This window comes from Mesorhizobium shonense (genome assembly GCF_040545255.1).
Lineage (GTDB): Bacteria > Pseudomonadota > Alphaproteobacteria > Rhizobiales > Rhizobiaceae > Mesorhizobium > Mesorhizobium shonense.
Window position 1 is genome coordinate 242,549 of sequence record NZ_JBEPLM010000006.1, and the last position, 17,262, is coordinate 259,810.

14 protein-coding genes are annotated in these 17,262 nt (G+C 64.0%); 10 read left to right on the top strand and 4 right to left on the bottom strand.

All coding sequences use genetic code 11. The annotated features are described in order from the left end of the window. Positions 1-109: 109 nt before the first annotated feature. The 4 genes from ABID26_RS18155 to ABID26_RS18170 form a co-directional block, all read right to left on the bottom strand. Entirely contained in the window at positions 110-1,138 is a 1,029-nt protein-coding gene (locus tag ABID26_RS18155) for a zinc-dependent alcohol dehydrogenase family protein (RefSeq protein ID WP_126096605.1), read from the bottom strand. Positions 1,139-1,150: 12 nt separating this feature from the next. Continuing rightward, on the bottom strand, positions 1,151-2,947 hold the full coding sequence (locus tag ABID26_RS18160; RefSeq protein WP_189521400.1) for a TRAP transporter large permease: 1,797 nt from the start codon (positions 2,945-2,947) through the stop codon (positions 1,151-1,153). Then, complete coding sequence (locus ABID26_RS18165) at positions 2,944-3,549, bottom strand: TRAP transporter small permease subunit (RefSeq protein ID WP_126096604.1); 606 nt, start codon at positions 3,547-3,549, stop codon at positions 2,944-2,946. The genes ABID26_RS18160 and ABID26_RS18165 overlap by 4 nt, the downstream gene beginning before the upstream one ends. A 232-nt stretch (positions 3,550-3,781) precedes the next feature. Continuing rightward, positions 3,782-4,687 (bottom strand): branched-chain amino acid ABC transporter permease, encoded by a 906-nt coding sequence (locus ABID26_RS18170; RefSeq protein ID WP_126096603.1) that lies wholly within the window; start codon positions 4,685-4,687, stop codon positions 3,782-3,784. Between the two features lie 199 nt (positions 4,688-4,886). Here ABID26_RS18170 and ABID26_RS18175 point away from each other — a divergent pair, with 199 nt between their 5' ends. From ABID26_RS18175 to ABID26_RS18220, 10 genes are all read left to right on the top strand, one after another. Continuing rightward, complete coding sequence (locus ABID26_RS18175) at positions 4,887-5,495, top strand: CGNR zinc finger domain-containing protein (protein WP_126096602.1); 609 nt, start codon at positions 4,887-4,889, stop codon at positions 5,493-5,495. Beyond that, on the top strand, positions 5,488-6,015 hold the full coding sequence (locus ABID26_RS18180) for a hypothetical protein (RefSeq protein ID WP_126096601.1): 528 nt from the start codon (positions 5,488-5,490) through the stop codon (positions 6,013-6,015). Before ABID26_RS18175 ends, ABID26_RS18180 begins: the two co-directional genes overlap by 8 nt. Before the next feature lie 204 nt (positions 6,016-6,219). After that, positions 6,220-9,696, top strand: coding sequence for an indolepyruvate ferredoxin oxidoreductase family protein (locus ABID26_RS18185; protein WP_354416028.1), 3,477 nt, complete (start codon positions 6,220-6,222; stop codon positions 9,694-9,696). A gap of 149 nt (positions 9,697-9,845) precedes the next feature. Continuing rightward, positions 9,846-12,161 (top strand): putative bifunctional diguanylate cyclase/phosphodiesterase, encoded by a 2,316-nt coding sequence (locus ABID26_RS18190; RefSeq protein WP_126096599.1) that lies wholly within the window; start codon positions 9,846-9,848, stop codon positions 12,159-12,161. A 422-nt stretch (positions 12,162-12,583) separates the two neighbouring features. Next, entirely contained in the window at positions 12,584-13,345 is a 762-nt protein-coding gene (locus ABID26_RS18195; RefSeq protein ID WP_126096598.1) for an N-acyl amino acid synthase FeeM domain-containing protein, read from the top strand. Positions 13,346-13,488: 143 nt separating this feature from the next. Next, positions 13,489-13,638, top strand: a complete 150-nt coding sequence (locus ABID26_RS18200) for a DUF3096 domain-containing protein (RefSeq protein ID WP_126096597.1) — start codon at positions 13,489-13,491, stop codon at positions 13,636-13,638. A 160-nt stretch (positions 13,639-13,798) separates the two neighbouring features. After that, entirely contained in the window at positions 13,799-14,023 is a 225-nt protein-coding gene (locus tag ABID26_RS18205) for an aa3-type cytochrome c oxidase subunit IV (protein ID WP_126096596.1), read from the top strand. An 86-nt stretch (positions 14,024-14,109) separates the two neighbouring features. Further along, a complete protein-coding gene (locus ABID26_RS18210; protein ID WP_126096595.1) occupies positions 14,110-15,390 on the top strand; it encodes a Re/Si-specific NAD(P)(+) transhydrogenase subunit alpha in 1,281 nt (426 codons plus the stop codon). Next, positions 15,390-15,812, top strand: coding sequence for an NAD(P) transhydrogenase subunit alpha part 2 (locus tag ABID26_RS18215; protein ID WP_189521399.1), 423 nt, complete (start codon positions 15,390-15,392; stop codon positions 15,810-15,812). The genes ABID26_RS18210 and ABID26_RS18215 overlap by 1 nt, the downstream gene beginning before the upstream one ends. A gap of 1 nt (position 15,813) precedes the next feature. Beyond that, positions 15,814-17,211, top strand: a complete 1,398-nt coding sequence (locus tag ABID26_RS18220; protein WP_126096593.1) for an NAD(P)(+) transhydrogenase (Re/Si-specific) subunit beta — start codon at positions 15,814-15,816, stop codon at positions 17,209-17,211. Positions 17,212-17,262 lie beyond the last annotated feature (51 nt).

Genomic DNA, 17,262 nt, shown 5'->3' on the forward strand with positions numbered 1-17,262 from the left:
GGCCGGAGTGCCGTCGGTGCGCCAAGCTGGAGCACCCCTCATCCGTCGCCTTCGGCGACACCTTCTCCCACAAGGGGAGAAGGGAAGAACTGAGCGCAAAGCCGGCGCCTCAGCCCTTGCCCGGCACGACCAGCACCTTGACCTCCCCCGGGGCCGCGGGATTCGAGATCACCTGCGGCGCCTCCTCGAGGGACACTTGCCTTGAGATCAGCTTGTCGATCTCGATTGCGCCCGACGCGACAAGGTCCGCGGCGCGCCGGTGGGTGAAGGGATTGAGGAAGGAACCGAGCACCTTCAACTCGCGGAACAGGATGTCGAAGGGCTCGAAGGCCACCTTCTGTCCTTGCGGCATCACGCCGACGATCACCACCGTGCCGCCGGACTTGGCCAGCCGCATCGATTGCTGGACGGTGTCCGGGACGCCCGCGCATTCGAGCACCACGTCGACGCCGCCAGGTACAATGCCGGCTTTTCCGGCGATGGCCTCGATGGGATCGGCGGCGCTGGGGTCGACCGTCGCCGTTGCGCCAAGCTCCTCGGCCAGCGCGCGGCGCGAGGCTTGCCTGGTCGACAGGATGATGGTCGCCGCACCCGCCAGCTTCGCCAATTGCACCGTGAGCAGCCCTATGACGCCGCCGCCGAGAACGACCACCGAGGCGCCGGGCTTGATGGCGGCGAGATCGACGCCATGCAGGCAGCATGCCAGCGGCTCGCAGAAGGCGCCATGCGTCGGCTTGAGACCGGCGGGCAGGAGGAAAGCCTGGTTTTGCGGCATCACGACATAGTCGGCGAAGCCGCCGTCGCGGTGGATGCCGATGGCTCTCAGATTGCTGCACAGATTGACGCGGCCGGCACGGCAGTGGCTGCAGCGCCCGCAGGAAATGTTGGGATCGCCGGTGACTCGGTCGCCAACGGCAATATCGGCGACGGCCGCTCCTACGGCCTCGACGATGCCGCAGAATTCGTGGCCGAGCGTCACCGGCGGCTTTGACGGAAACTCGCCTTGGAACAGGTGCCTGTCGGTGCCGCAGACGCCGCAGGCCTCGATCCGCACCAGAACGTCCTGCGGCCCCGGCGAAGGTTTCTCGACCTCGCGAAGCGCGATGCTGCCGATTGCTTCCAGCCTTACGGCTCTCATGGCTTGCTCACCTCAATTGAAACTCGGCGGCTTCGAAAGGTCGGGCGCGGGTGCGGCCGGCTTGGCCGGGGCGGTGTCGCCGAAATTCGGCGGCTGTGACAGATCGGGCGTGCCGGGCGCGGCGGGCGCCGCGCCGCCATTGGCGGGTGCCGCGCCATTGTCGGCCGGCGGCGTGCCGAGCGGCGCCAGTCCCGGCATCTCCGGCAGTTTCAGGTCGATCGTGCTCGGTTCGACCGTGGCGCCCTTATAGCGCATCACCATTTGCGGGAAGGCGATGGTGAGCCCGATCATGATCACCTGGATGCAGACGAAAGGCACCGCGCCCCAGTAGATCTGGCCGGTGGTGACCGGCGCGATCTGCTTGCCGGTGAGGCGGTCGAGATAAGGCACGCGCGCGGCGACCGAGCGCAGGTAGAACAGCGCGAAGCCGAAGGGCGGATGCATGAAGCTGGTCTGCATGTTGACGCCGAGCAGCACGCCGAACCAGATCAGGTCGATGCCGAGCTTGTCTGCGGCCGGCGCGAGCAGCGGCACGATGATGAAGGCGAGCTCGAAGAAGTCGAGGAAGAAGGCAAGCACGAAAACCAAAAGGTTGACGCCGATCAGGAAGCCGGTCTCGCCGCCCGGCAGCGAGGTCAGCAGATGCTCGACCCAGATATGGCCGTTGACGCCGTAGAAAGTGAGCGAGAAGACGCGCGCGCCGATCAGGATGAACAGCACGAAGGAGGAGAGCCGCGTCGTCGAGGCCAACGCCTGCTTTATGACGTCGAGCGAAAGCCGCCCTTTCATCGACGCCATGATGAGCGCGCCGACGGATCCCATGGCGCCGCCTTCGGTCGGCGTGGCGATGCCGAGGAAAATGGTGCCGAGCACCAGGAAGATCAGCGCTAGCGGTGGGATCAGCACGATCACCACCTGTTGCGCCAGCTTGGACATCGTGTTGATCCCGAGCCGCTGGTCGGCAACCGCCACGATGTAGGTCACGATGACGCCGACGGTGGCGCCCAGTATGTCGGCATTGTCGCCATGGGCGGGCACGAGGTAGCGATAGGCCGCATAGGAGACCGCGACCGCGATCAGCAGGGCCACGATCAGCGAGATCACGCCGCGGCCGAGCGTGCGCGCCTCGATGGGCAGCGCCGGCATCGAGTTCGGCCGGATGATCGACATGATCAGGACGTAGGCCATGTAGATACCCGTCAGCACGAGGCCGGGGATCAGGGCGCCCGCATACATGTCGCCGACCGAGCGTCCGAGCTGGTCGGCAAGCACGATCAGCACCAGCGAGGGCGGGATGATCTGGGCAAGCGTGCCGGACGCCGCGATCACGCCTGAGGCGAGCCGACGGTCATAGCCGTAGCGCAGCATGATCGGCAGCGAGATCAGTCCCATGGCGATCACCGAGGCCGCAACCACGCCGGTCGTCGCGGCAAGCAGCGCGCCGACGAAGATCACCGCATAGGCAAGCCCGCCGCGGATCGGGCCGAACAGCTGGCCGACCGTGTCGAGCAGATCCTCGGCCATGCCGGATCGCTCGAGCACGATCCCCATGAAGGTGAAGAACGGAATGGCCAGCAGCGTGTCGTTGGACATCACCCTGGTGCCGTAGAAATTGTCGGGCAGCGCATGCAGCAGCGGCCAGGCGAGATTGATCGATCCGCCGGAATAGGGCGAGAGCAGCACGCCGATGAAGAAGAACAACAGGCCGTTCGCGGCGAGCGAGAAGGCGACGGGGTAGCCGATCAAAAGGAAGATGATCAGCGAGGCGAACATGATCGGCGCCATGTTCTGCGCGATGAACTCGATCATGAGCGCACCTCGCCGGCCAGCGCCTTGGCTTCCTCGGCAAGTGCCTTGGCCTCGAGTTCGGCCTGCTCATGCGCCGAGACGAAGGGATTGGGATCCTCCATGTCGCCGCGCATGATGGCGATCTTCTTGATGATCTCGGAAACGCCCTGCAGCGCCAGCAGGAAGAAGCCCACGAGCAGGATGGCCTTTGCCGGCCAGACGATCAGGCCGCCGGCGTTGGTCGACATCTCGCCGCTGTGGAAAGACAGTGACACGTAAGGCACGAAGTAGATCACCATCAGCACCACGAACGGCATCAGGAAGAGGAGGTGGCCGAGGAGGTCGATCAAGTGCTGCAAGCGGCGGGGAAACATGCCGTAGACGATGTCGATGCGGATATGGTCGTTCTGCTTCAGGGTGTAGGCGGCCGCCAGCATGAAGGCGGCACCGAAAAGGTACCACTGCAGTTCCAGCCAGGCGTTGGACGAGATGTCGAACACCTTTCGGATGACGGCATTGACGGCGCTCACCAGGATCGCAAGCAGGATCAGCCATGACACCCAGCGGCCGATGAACTCGTTGATGCGATCGATCGTCCTGGATAGAGCGAGCAGCCCTGCCATGCATTTCCTCCCTGGCGTATCGGCCCGAAAATCGAGTTCGATTTTCGGAAAGCACGATGCGTAGACACAAAAGTGCTGCTGCGCGCCCGATTCCCCCTCCGGGGTCGCGCCGCTTGGCCCAACGGTATGCAGTGCGTGGTCTGGCAGGTCAACACGACAAGGCGCGACAAACGATGGCGCCGGTGGAAACCCGCCGGTTCACCGAACGTCATGCAACCAAAGTCTGATGGGTTCAGGCGACCTTGGCCTGGTCGCGGCTGGCGCCGATCAGAACCAGCATGGCGACGAGGAAGAGATAGATCCAGGCATCGCGCCATTCGATCGGGAAATAGCCGGCCCACAGCGATTCGGCCATGCCGAAGGCCGCCGCTCCGAGCGCCGCCTTGAGCGGCGACAGATAGCCGCCGACCGCCGTCACGAACAGGATCTTGAGGCCGTAGACGAGGCCGGTGCCGAAGCTGATATTGCCGTAATAGAGGCCGGCGAGCACACCGGCAAAAGCCGCGCAGAAGCCGCCGTAGAGCACCGCGCGGCGAAACACGGCGCGCACGTCGATGCCGCACATCGCGGCCGCCTTCGGGTCGTCGGAGACGGCCCGCCAGGCGCGGCCGAAGCGAGAATGCGAAAACAGCCAGGCGGCCAGCGCCACCACCGCGATCACCGCCGCGCAGTCGAGCAGCTGGATGACGGTGAGCGTGACCTTGAAACCGGTATCCTGGGCGAAGATGACGGGCTGGGCGAGCATCGGCGGCAGCCAGAGATCATGGGTGTCGGCGGCGATGCGGCTCGCTTCCGACAGGAACAGCAATATGCCGAGCGTCGTCACCACGATGGCGTTGGGCGACCGGTCCGCCAGCCTTTCGAACACGCTGCGCGACAGCACCTGGCTGATCAGCACCGCATAAACCAGGGCGGCGACGACGCCGAGCGCGACCGAGGCGAACAGCGTCAGCCACAGCGCCTGGTAGCCGAAGGCCGCGGTCAGGATCATGGTGTGGCCGCAAAAGGCAAACAGCGCCCCGTAGGCCAGGTTGGTGCGGTGCAGGATGCCGTTGGTCAGCACATAGCCGAAGGCGAGCAGCGCATAGAGCGCGCCCGAATGCAGCCCGTTCAGCACCTGCTGGTAGAAATAGAGCATGGAGAATCCCTACAGCGCCGCGCGTCCTTTGGGACGCGCAAAGGACGCTGTAGCGCTTTGATTTAGCACATGATCCCTTCCGAAAATCGGTTCCGATTTGCGGAAGGGATCATGTGCTGGCCCGAGCGACGGACCCTATGGCGAGCCTTGCATCAGGAATCTAACTTGTCAAATACGTTTTATCGGTTAGATTTTCGTTATGACGGTATCCTGGACCCCGCACCGCTTCACCGGCGGTATTCTCGCGCTCGACACGGCGAACACCGTCGTGCTGCGCAACGATCCGGAAAGGACCTTCGACCGTTTCGACGATCCGGCCGAAATCGCCCGTTTCGCCGAGGCGGCAAGCGGCTTTCGCGCCGCCGAGCTCGGCGGCCGGCGGCTGGAGGCGCCGGAACCGGACGGCATCGCCCCGGTTGTGCTGTCGATCCGTGAGGCGACCGACCGCCTGTTCCGGCATGCCGTGGCGGAAGGCATGATCGCCACCCGCCATCTGCCGGATTTTCTGACGGCCTGCGCCGAAGGGCTCTCCGACAGCACGACCGAGATCGGCGCGCCGGGCCGGCCTTTCGGCGATCCGGCGACGCCGATCGCCTTCGAGGCGGCCTTGGCCGTCTCGGCGCTTTCGCTGCTGCGGGACGAAACAGTTGCCAGGCTCAGGATCTGCCCGAACTGCAGCTGGCTGTTCGTTGACCGCAGCCGCAACTCGAGTCGCCTCTGGTGCGACATGGCCGTCTGCGGCAACCGCCAGAAAGCGAACCGTTATTATCGCCGCCGAACGGCGGTCAGGGAGGCTGCCAATGACTAGCAAGTTCCGTTCGATCGCTCTCGGCGCGGCCTTGATTGCCGCGACCACGCTCGGCGCCTGCCGCGACACCGGCAAGGAGCAGCTCTTCGCCATTTCCGGCAAGCTGTTCGAATTCAACTACCGGCTCGGCATCGCCACTTACGTCATCACGCTGAGGCCGCTGCGGCCCATGGCCGAGGGGCAGGTCGCCGTGGTGAATTTCCAGAATCCGGCCGGCGGCGACCCGATCATCGTCAACCAGAAGATCTGGCCGAAGCTTCCCCACATCACGCTCACCAGCCCGCCGCTCAGCTGCGTGGTCAAGGACAAGCCCTATTCCGTTACGATCCGCATCGAGGATTCGAGCGGCACGTTGCTCCAGAGCCTCGACACGACGATGACCTCGTCGGAGGATCAGACCATGCTGCCGGACCGGCCGCTGGTGATCGGGCCGAAATACGAGCTCAACCCGGACCTTGCCGGTCATCCCGACGGCAAGCTGCCCGATCAGCCGAAGCCGGATTGCTCGAAGGCTGCCTGACAGGCGCTGGCCACTGAAATTTTCGTGCTTCATGAAGCGTTTAGCGTCATCTTAAATGCGCTGGGCGACTTCACCCGGACCATTTGTTGCGTCCGCTCTGGCCCCTGCTTTTTCGTTTGACCTCTCCCGCTAGGGAAGAAAGACTGCGGCGTCCCACTCCGACGTTGGCCGCCCGATTGAGGCGCGCCTCCGCAGAGGAAATGCCTGATGACGCTGCATGACGTCGCGCTCGACGACAAGTTCGACCTTGGCAAGGAGCGCGTTTTCCTGTCCGGGGCGCAGGCCGTCGTACGCATGCTTTTGATGCAGCGCGAGCGCGACCGTCGCGCCGGCCTCAAGACCGCGGGCTTCGTCTCGGGCTATCGCGGCTCGCCGCTCGGCGGCCTCGACATGCAGCTCTGGCGGGCGAAGAGGCAGCTTGCCCAGGCCGACATCGTCTTCCAGCCTGGCCTCAACGAGGAACTCGCCGCCACAGCCTGCTGGGGGTCGCAGCAGACCGAACTGCTCGGCGAAGGCACGCATGACGGCGTCTTTGCGGTCTGGTACGGCAAGGGACCGGGCGTCGACCGCTCGGGCGACGTGTTCCGTCACGCCAACCTTGCCGGCTCGTCGAGAAATGGCGGCGTTCTCGCCCTGATGGGCGACGATCACATGGCCGAGTCCTCGACCAATGCTCATGCCACCGAATTCCTGTTCGTCGACACCATGGTGCCGATCCTCAATCCGGCCGGCGTCCAGGAGATCATCGACTATGGCCTCTACGGCTTTGCCATGTCGCGCTTCGCCGGCACCTGGGCGGCGATCAAATGCGTCAAGGACAACATCGAGTCGACCGCCTCGGTCGACGCCTCGATCGAGAGGCTGAACATCGTCATTCCGGACTTCGACATGCCGCCCGGCGGCCTCAACATCCGCCACGAGATCGATATGCTCGGGCAGGAGGAGCGGCTGCATGAGCATAAGCGCGCCGCGGCTTCGGCCTTCATCCAGGCCAATGGGCTGAACCGGATCGTCTATTCCGGCGGCCGCAAGCCGAAGCTGGGCGTCATCACCATCGGCAAGAGCTATCTCGACGTGCGCCAGGCGCTCGAGGATATCGGCATCGACGAGAGGGCGGCCAACCGCATCGGCATCCGCCTATTCAAGGTCGGCTGCCCCTGGCCGCTCGACTATCAGCATATCGCCGACTTCGCCCGCGGCCTCGACACCATCGTCGTCGTCGAGGAGAAGCGGTCGCTGATCGAGGTGCAGTTGCGCGAGAACCTCTACGGCTCGGCCATCCAGCCGGCCATCGTCGGCAAGAAGGACGAACGCGGCGACTGGCTGTTTCCGGCCAAGGGCGCGCTCGACCCGAACGACATCGCCATCGCGCTCGGCGAACGGATCCTGCGCACCATCGGCCCGTCGGAGGAGATCGCCGCGCGCGTGGCGAAGCTGCGCCAGTTCCAGGCGATGCTCGCCGACACCGTCGACATCGGCTCGCGCACCCCCTTCTTCTGCTCGGGCTGCCCGCACAATTCCTCGACCAAGGTGCCGGAGGGCTCGCTCGCCGCCGCCGGCATCGGCTGCCATTTCATGGCGCTGTGGATGGATAGGAACACAGTCGGGTTCACGGCGATGGGCGGCGAGGGCGCGCAATGGGTCGGTCAGGCGCCGTTCTCGAAGCGCGACCATATCTTCCAGAATCTCGGCGACGGCACCTACAACCATTCCGGCGCGCTGGCGATCCGCTTCGCGCTGTCGAGCCGTGCCAACATCACCTACAAGATCCTCTACAACGACGCGGTCGCCATGACCGGCGGCCAGCCGCATGAAGGCGGCCTGACGGTGGACATGATCGCCAGGCAGGTGCGCGCCGAGGGCGTCGACCGCATCGCAATCGTCACCGACGAGCCGGACAAATATGCCGGCAAGGCCGATTTCCCGGCCGGCGCCACCATCCATCACCGCGATGACCTCGACCTCGTGCAGCGCGAATTGCGTGAGGTGAAAGGCGTCTCGGTGCTTCTTTATGACCAGACCTGCGCCGCGGAAAAACGCCGCCGCCGCAAGCGCGGCACCTTCCCCGACCCCGACAGGCGCGTCTTCATCAACGAGCTGGTCTGCGAAGGTTGCGGCGATTGCGGCGTGCAGTCGAACTGCGTCTCGATCCAGCCGGTCGAAACCGAATTCGGCCGCAAGCGCCGGATCGACCAGTCCAGCTGCAACAAGGACTTTTCCTGCCTTAGCGGCTTCTGCCCCTCTTTCGTGACGGTGCACGGCGGCAAGATCAGGAAGGCCGAAGGCATTGCCGGCAAGAGCGATCCGCTGGACGGCGTGCCGTCGCCCGTCGAATTCCCGCTCGGCGCAGAGGGCTGGGCGGCGATCATCGACGGCGTCGGCGGCACCGGCGTCGTCACCATCGGCGCGATGCTCGGCATGGCCGCCCACATTGAAGGCAAGGGCTGTGGCATGATCGACATGGCGGGTCTTGCCCAAAAGGGCGGCTCGGTCTTCACCCATGTCCGCATTGCCTCGACGCCCGAGGATATCCACGCCATCCGTGTTTCGGCCGGCAAGGCCGATCTCGTGCTTGGCTGCGACCTCGTCGTCTCCGGCGCCAAGAAAGTGCTCGCAGCGGTCCGCGAGGGCCACACTATGTTTCTCGCCAACACCGCCGAAATCATGCCCGGCGAATTCACCCGTTCGGCCGATTTTTCGCTGCCGGTCGAGCGGCTGAAGAAGGCGATCCGTGCCGCCGCCGGCGACGACAAGGCCCACTTCTTCGACGCCACCCGAACGGCGACCGCGCTGTTCGGCAATTCGCTCGGTGCCAACATGTTCATGCTCGGCTTCGCCTTCCAGCATGGCGGGCTGCCGCTGTCGGCCGAAGCAGTTGAAAAGGCTATCGAATTGAACGGTGAAGCAGTGGCGATGAACATCGCCGCCTTCCGCTGGGGCCGTCGCGCCGCGCACCAGCCGGATTTCGTGCGCAACTTGGTCAGCAAGACCGGCAAGCCGGCGTCCGCGCCCGCCGAAACGCTCGACGACATCATCGCCAGGCGCGTTGCTTTCCTCGCCGGGTACCAGAACGCCGCCTATGGCCGGCGCTATGCCGACAGGGTCGCCGCCCTGCGCGCCGCCGAAGCGCGTGCAGTTCCCGGTTCGAGCGCAGTCACAGAGGCCGCCGCCAGGAATCTCTTCAAGCTGATGGCGATCAAGGACGAGTATGAGGTGGCGCGGCTCTATACCGACGGCAGCTTCGCGGCCGATCTCGCAAGGCAGTTCCAAAGCTACGAGAAGCTGGAATTCCACCTCGCGCCACCGATCCTCGGGCGGCACGGCAACGACGGCAAGCCGAGGAAATCGAGCTTCGGCCCCTGGATGATGAAAGCCTTTCGCCTGCTGTCGGCCATGAAAGGCCTGCGCGGTACGGCATTCGACCCGTTCGGCCATACCGCCGAACGGCGCGCCGAGCGGCGGATGCTTGCGCAATACGAGGCGGATCTCGACCTGATCGCCACGGCACTTGCGCCGGGCAGGATCGATGCCGCCGCCGCTCTCGCCTCCGTGCCGGCGCTCATCCGCGGCTATGGGCATGTCCGGCAGGCCAGCGCCGCAAAGGCGGCGGAGGAGCGTTCCAGGCTGCTCCAGCGGCTGACCCAAACCGTGCCGGTACCGGTTCTCAGCGCCGCCGAGTGATCGCCAGCGCTGGCCCGAAGGCTTTTCCGGTCTGCCTGGGCCTCTCCCGTCCTTGACTGGCGGGCCGAAGCCCTTGCTTAAGCGGTCCCTGTTCTAAGCCTTTCTTAAGGCGGTTGTGGCATGACAAGGCTTAGCGTTGGGCCGACCACATGGGCAAAACAAAGACCGAAAGCATCCCGGCGGATGTTTATATCCAATTTGTGCGGTCGTTGTTCGACAACGCGCACATGTTGTTGATCGGTGGTGCGTGCTACTGGATCCTCGGATTCATGATCTATTTGCGCACGCACAATCCCTTGTTCCTGGCGTTTTCTTTTGCTCTGCTTTCCGTCAGCCTTATCCGTTACTTCGGCATTCGCAGCTTCCTGAAAACAGGCGGCGTAATCGCCGATGTCGAACACGCACAGCGGTTGGAGCGCAGCTACATCCTCAAGGGCTGCCTCCAAGGTCTCGGATTGGGCGCGCTGTGTTTCGTGTCGATCTATGTCTATCCCGATCCCTTTGCCGAGCTGGCGGCGATGTCGCTGACCTTGGCGACCCTGGTCACGGTTGTCGCCCGCAACTACGGCTCTCCGCGCATGGTGCGGATTTTTTCCGTGACCTTCATCGGTCCGGCGGCGCTGGCGCTTCTGCTGCGCATGGACGCGCCTTCCGTCGTCCTCGGCCTGATGATCATCCCGATGACGTTCATCACCATCACCGGCGCCGACCATGTCCGCAACGTGCTCTTCTCGGCGGTCATCGGGCACAAGCAGGCGAGGAATCTGACGCGCAGGTTCGACCGTGCGCTCAACACGATGTCGCACGGCCTGGTCATGCTCGGCCCGGACGGACGCGTCGCGGTCGCCAATGCCGAGGCCGCCCATCTGATGTCGCTGAAATCGGCCGACGCGCTACTCGGGCGCTCGATCCACGGCCTTCTGATGCGCGGCGTCGCCGGCGGCATGCTGGCGCCGAAGGACTGCCGCTACATCGAGGCGCAATTGACGCGCGCCCTGCGCGAGGGCCGGGACCGCAAGGTGCTGGTCTCGCTCGCCAACGGCCAGCACTACGAGTTCTCCGCGCGCGAAGGCAGCCAGGAACTCGGAGTCGTCACCTTCGAGGACGTGACGGCCCGCGTCGAGGCGGAGGAAAAGATCCGTTTCATGGCGCGCTACGACAACCTCACCGGCTTGCCGAATCGAGCCTACTTCCACGAGCTGGCCGGCGAGGCCATGGCGTCCGGCGACCGCGACCGGCTCTGTGGCCTGGCGGTGCTCGACCTCGATGATTTCAAGAGCGTCAACGACACGCTCGGCCATCCGGTCGGCGACGGGTTGATCTATGCCGTGGCCGAGCGGCTGGCGGCGGTTGCCGGGCCCGGCATCAATGTCAGCCGCTTCGGCGGCGACGAATTCATGATCTATTTCGACCGCATCGAGGATGAGAGCCATCTCGCGAGCCTGCTCGACGAGATCTTCGCCGACCTGCAGGGCGAGGTCGACGTTGCCGGGCACGGCCTGCGCATCCAGGCCAGCGGCGGCGCGGTGCTGTCCATGGTCAAGGACACCGACGTCGACGCCATGATCGTCAAGGCGGATCTCGCCCTCTACAAGGCCAAGGAGCTCGGCAAGAACACCTGGCGGCTGTTCGAGGCGTCGATGGATGCCGCCTTCCGCAATCGTCAGCTGATGAAGGCCGATCTGCGCAGCGCCGTGCAAGCCAAGGAGTTGCGTGTCGTCTACCAGCCGATCGTGTCCATGAGCACCATGCGCATCGCCAGCTGCGAGGCGCTCTGCCGCTGGGACCATCCCGATCTCGGCCCGATTTCGCCGGGCGTCTTCATTCCGCTGGCCGAGGAGATGGGCATCATCTCCGAGATCAGCACTTTCGTGCTGCAGGCGGCCTGCGCCGAATGCGCCAAATGGCCGGCGCAGACCAGCGTTTCGATCAATCTCTCGGCCAAGGATTTCCGCAACCGCGACGTCGTGCAGAAGGTGCGCGATGCCCTGGCGGCCTCGGGCCTTGCGCCGCACCGGCTTGAAATCGAGGTCACGGAGACTGCCTTGCTCGACGACAAGTCGCTGACGCGCGAATTGATCGAAGAGCTGAAGACCCTGGGCGTCCGCATCGCGCTCGACGACTTCGGCACCGGCTATTCCAGCCTCAGCTACCTGCACAAGCTGCCGCTCGACAAGATCAAGATCGACCGCTCCTTCCTGATCGACGTAACCCAGAGTCCCCAGTCGCTCGACCTTTTGAAGGGTATTGTCGGCTTGACGCGAACGTTGGGCTTGGTCGTCACCATCGAAGGGGTCGAGACCTTCGAGCAGCTGAAGATATTGGTGCGTTCGGTCAAACCGGATCTCGTGCAAGGTTTCCTCTTCGGCGCCGCGCTCAGCGCGTCCGGCATCGAGACGATGTCGAACGTCACCTGGCCATTCGCCGCGGATTTGCGTCTCGCCGCCAAGCGGACAGCCAGATAGCTGCAACCGCAAATTTCGCCGATCGAGATTGATTTGCGCATTGCTTGGGCAATGCAGCAGTTTGCGCAAAAGCGGAAATATTTGACATCTGCTGGCGACGCTCTTTTTTAGTAATTTCAGGAAAATTTTGCAGAAGTTTTCCATAAGAATTGCCTTATAAAAAATATTATCAGATATATATGTATGATTTTGACGGTGGATGAACCGTCAAAGTGCTTACATATTTCCAATTTTCTGTGCACGTCATATTGAATCCTAACTTAGTTATGGGCGCTCAACTTGCTTTTCGGCTCAACTACACCGACGGGGATTTCGCCTGACTATTAAGGTTAACGAACGGTAAATCAGCCGGATCGAATTTTCGGCTTGTGTCTCATTTCAACTCGAATAGCCTATTTTCAGGCGGATACGAGGACTTGAGAATGGATGCTGCGGGAAACGATGCGCAGGCTGGCGCCGGCGCAAATGCTGGGTCGGCGCTGAATCGCTCGATCATGCAATTGCTGGAGCATGTCGACTATCGTCTCATCACAGGGGGCGAGGATCTGGAGGCGATCTACCGCCTGCGCTATCAATCCTACCTGCGGTCCGGCATGTGCGGCCCGATCGCCAGCGGGATGTTCGAAGATCGCTGGGACAATCTGCCGAATTCCTATCGCTTCGGTGTCTATTTTGACGGCCACTTGGTCAGCACGCTGCGGCTCCACTACATTTCCCGCGAGCATCCCTATTCGCCCTCCGTCGATGCCTATCCGGAAATATTGGCCGAGCGGCTTGCCCGCGGAGAAACCTTCATAGACGGAACCCGGTTTGCAACCGACGCAGACAGCGCGCCCGCGCCAGGAGTGCTGCCTTTCCTGACGCTCAGGCTAGGCATGGTGGCTTCCAGCTATTTTGGCCAGACCGCGGTGCTCACGCCGGTCAAGGTCGAGCATTCCGCTTACTACGCCCGCATCTTCCATGCCATCCAGCGGACCGAGGGCAAGGTGTTTCCGGGTGTCCTTGCTCCAATCGCCTTATTCGAAATCCCCTGTGGCGAAAACTTGCGCCAGACGCTCGAACGGTTCCCGTTCTTCAAGTCGACGCCGGTGGAACAGCGCATGATGTTCGCCAATCCGGCCATCAACCGACTGACGCCGCTCTCCATCGTGCCGACGGCGAAATACCTACGCGACGCTGCCTGAACGGGCGTTCTTGCGGGCATCATGGACCTTTCCTGCGATTCTCGCGTTACGAGTAGCGGCCTTGCGATCGGGCGACGCCGCATTCTTGCCCAGCAGGCGTTTCGCCGGCTCATATCGGGTTGTTCATGGGAAGGGATACGGTCATGACCATCCACTCGCTTGCGCTCACGCCGCTGATCTCCCTGATCGCCGGCATATTGATCCTGGTGATGCCGCGCCTGCTCAACTACATCGTCGCGCTCTACCTGATCGTCGTCGGCCTGCTCGGCCTGTTTCCGCAGCTCGCCGGCTGAGGCCCGGGAGCGCTCCGGCGGCGTTTCGTCCCAATTTCGACTTTCGCCAATTTCAACTTTCATTTGAGGCTGTTGTCGCGGACCGTGCGGCAATAGCGCCATTGCTCTCGGTTCGGCTTTTCGCTATGTGCCTCAAAGGCATTTTCGAAGAGGTATTCCTATGGCTGATCACACGCCGACCGGTCCTGTCGAACTGGGCGCGCAGATGGACTATGCCGAGCATGATCGCACCTACAAGGCATTCCTCGCGCTTGCCAAATACGGCTCGCTCGTCTGCGCCGCCATCCTGCTGGCAATGGCCTTCGGCTTCTTCGTCGGCGGCTTCTTCTCGGCGACCATCCTGTTCATCCTGATCATGGCCGTCGGCTATTTCATTCTGCGGTAGACTTTCCAAGCCACTGCGTATGACGTCCCGCTGGAGGTCCCGGCCGACGCCTTGCGCATCGAGGTTCCAGCCGAAAGGATCATGCGGTGGGGCAGACGGTATTCATCCCTCGTGAGCTTGATGCGAACGAGCCGCGTGTCGCGGCCTCGCCTGAGACGGTGAAGCGGCTGGTGGGCCTGGGCTTCGAGGTGATCGTGGAGAAGGGCGCGGGCCTCGGCTCGCGCATCATCGATCAGGATTTTGCCGCGGCGGGTGCCGCGATCGGCAAGGCTGCCGACGCGTCGAAGGCCGACGTGGTGCTCAAAGTGCGCCGGCCGGCCGATGCCGAGCTGAAAGGCTACAAGCCGGGCGCCGCCGTCATCGCCATCATGGATCCATACGGCAACGATGCGGCGGTGGCCGCGATGGCCAAGGCCGGCATCACCGCCTTCTCGATGGAATTCATGCCGCGCATCACCCGCGCGCAGGTCATGGACGTCTTGTCTTCGCAGGCCAATCTTGCCGGCTACCAGGCGGTGATCGACGCGGCCGCCGAATATGACCGCGCGCTGCCGATGATGATGACGGCGGCGGGCACCGTGCCGGCGGCAAAAACCTTCATCATGGGCGTCGGCGTCGCCGGCCTGCAGGCCATCGCCACCGCGCGTCGCCTCGGCGCCATCGTCACCGCCACCGACGTGCGCCCGGCGGTGAAGGAGCAGGTGCAGTCGCTCGGCGCGAAGTTCCTGGCGGTCGAGGACGAGGAGTTCAAGGCCGCCGAGACCGCCGGCGGCTACGCCAAGGAAATGTCGAAGGAATACCAGGCCAAGCAGGCGGCGCTGACGGCAGAGCACATCGCCAAGCAGGACATCGTCATCACCACGGCGCTGATCCCCGGCCGTCCGGCGCCGAAGCTGGTTTCGGCCGCCATGGTCGCCTCGATGAAGCCAGGCTCGGTGATCGTCGACCTCGCCGTCGAGCGAGGCGGCAATGTCGAAGGTGCTCAACCCGGCAAGGTCGTGACGACGGAAAACGGCGTCAAGATCGTCGGCCATCTCAACGTGCCCGGTCGTGTTGCCGCATCCGCCTCGCTGCTCTACGCCAAGAACCTCTACGCCTTCCTCGAGACGATGGTCGACAAGGCGGAGAAAGAGCTTGCCATCAAGCGCGACGACGAGCTGGTCAAGGCGACGATGCTGACCGATGGCGGCAAGATCGTGCATCCCAATTTCGCCAAGGCGACCGAGGCGCCGCGCACCGAGCCGGCGGCCATTGCCGCGACGATCATGGTCGCTGACGCCTCCGACAAGCCTGCTGCCAAGAAGACGGTGGCAAAGAAACCTGCCGCAGCCAAGTCGCCCTCGTCCAAGTCGAAAGGGACCGCGTGATGGAAGCCTTGCAGAAAGCCCTCGACCAGCTCGATCAGGCGACCGCCGCCGTTCGCCTCGCGGTGCAGGACCTGGCCAACGCGCCGGCCGGCGCCGAGGCCGCCGGCAACGCGGCGCATGCGCTCTCGGGCGGCGCCATCGATCCCTTCGTCTTCCGCTTTGCCATCTTCGTGCTGGCGATCTTCGTCGGCTACTATGTCGTCTGGTCGGTGACGCCGGCGCTGCACACGCCGCTGATGGCCGTCACCAACGCCATCTCCTCGGTCATCGTCGTCGGCGCGCTGCTCGCCGTCGGCATCGCGGCTTCCGGCCTTGCCGCGGGCTTCGGCTTCGTCGCCCTGGTGCTGGTCTCGGTCAACATCTTCGGCGGCTTCCTCGTCACCCAGCGCATGCTCGCCATGTACAAGAAGAAGGAAAAGTGACGTGACCGTCAATCTCGCTTCCTTCCTCTATCTTGTCTCGGGCATCTTGTTCATCCTGGCGCTGCGCGGCCTGTCGCATCCGACCACCAGCCGGCAGGGCAATCTTTACGGCATGATCGGCATGGGCATCGCTCTTTGCACCACGCTGGCGCTGGCGCTGCCCTCGGCCGGGCGCTTCGGCCTGATCGTGCTCGGCCTCGCCATCGGCGGCGGCGTCGGCGCCTATGTGGCGCGCCGCATCGCCATGACCTCGATGCCGCAGCTGGTCGCCGCCTTCCACAGCCTCGTCGGCTTCGCCGCCGTCATGGTCGCGGCCGCTGCCATCTACGCGCCGGAAAGTTTTGGCATCGGCACCGCGGGCGACATCCACGCCCAGGCGCTCGTCGAAATGAGCCTTGGCGTCGCCATCGGCGCCATCACCTTCACCGGCTCGGTCATTGCCTTCCTGAAGCTCGACGGCCGCATGTCCGGCAAGCCGATCATGATCGGCGGCCGCCACCTGATCAACATCGCGCTCGGCGCAGCCCTGGTGGTGCTGATCGTGCTGCTCGTCACCACCGAATCCAAGCTGGTCTTCTGGCTGATCGTCGCCGCCTCGCTGGTGCTCGGCGTGCTCTTGATCATCCCGATCGGCGGCGCCGACATGCCGGTCGTGGTGTCGATGCTGAATTCCTATTCCGGCTGGGCGGCGGCAGCACTTGGCTTCACCCTCGGCAACCTGGCGCTGATCATCACCGGCGCGCTGGTCGGCTCTAGCGGTGCGATCCTGTCCTACATCATGTGCAAGGGCATGAACCGCTCCTTCATTTCCGTCATCCTCGGCGGCTTCGGCGGCGAGACGGCCGCGGCGGTCAGCGACGGCATCGAGCGCACGGTCAAGCAAGGCTCGGCCGACGATGCCGCTTATCTGATGATGAACGCGCAGAAGGTCATCATCGTGCCGGGCTACGGCATGGCGGTCGCCCAGGCGCAGCACGCGCTGCGCGAAATGGCCGACAAGCTCAAGGCCAACGGCGTCGAGGTGAAATACGCCATCCACCCCGTCGCCGGCCGCATGCCCGGCCACATGAACGTGCTTCTGGCCGAAGCCAGCGTGCCCTATGACGAGGTGTTCGAGCTCGAGGACATCAACTCCGAGTTCACGCAGGCCGACGTCGCCTATGTCATCGGCGCCAACGACGTCACCAACCCGTCCGCGCGCGACGACAAGGCCTCGCCGATCTTCGGCATGCCGATCCTCGACGTCGACAAGGCCCGCACCTGCCTCTTCGTCAAGCGCTCGCTCGGCTCCGGCTATGCCGGCATCGACAACACGCTGTTCTACAAGGACGGCACCATGATGCTGCTCGGCGACGCCAAGAAGATGACGGAAGAGATCGTCAAGGCCATGGATCACTGATCAAGCCGCAACCTTCTGCAAGAAGGTTGTCGGCCCAGCCAAGCATCGGAG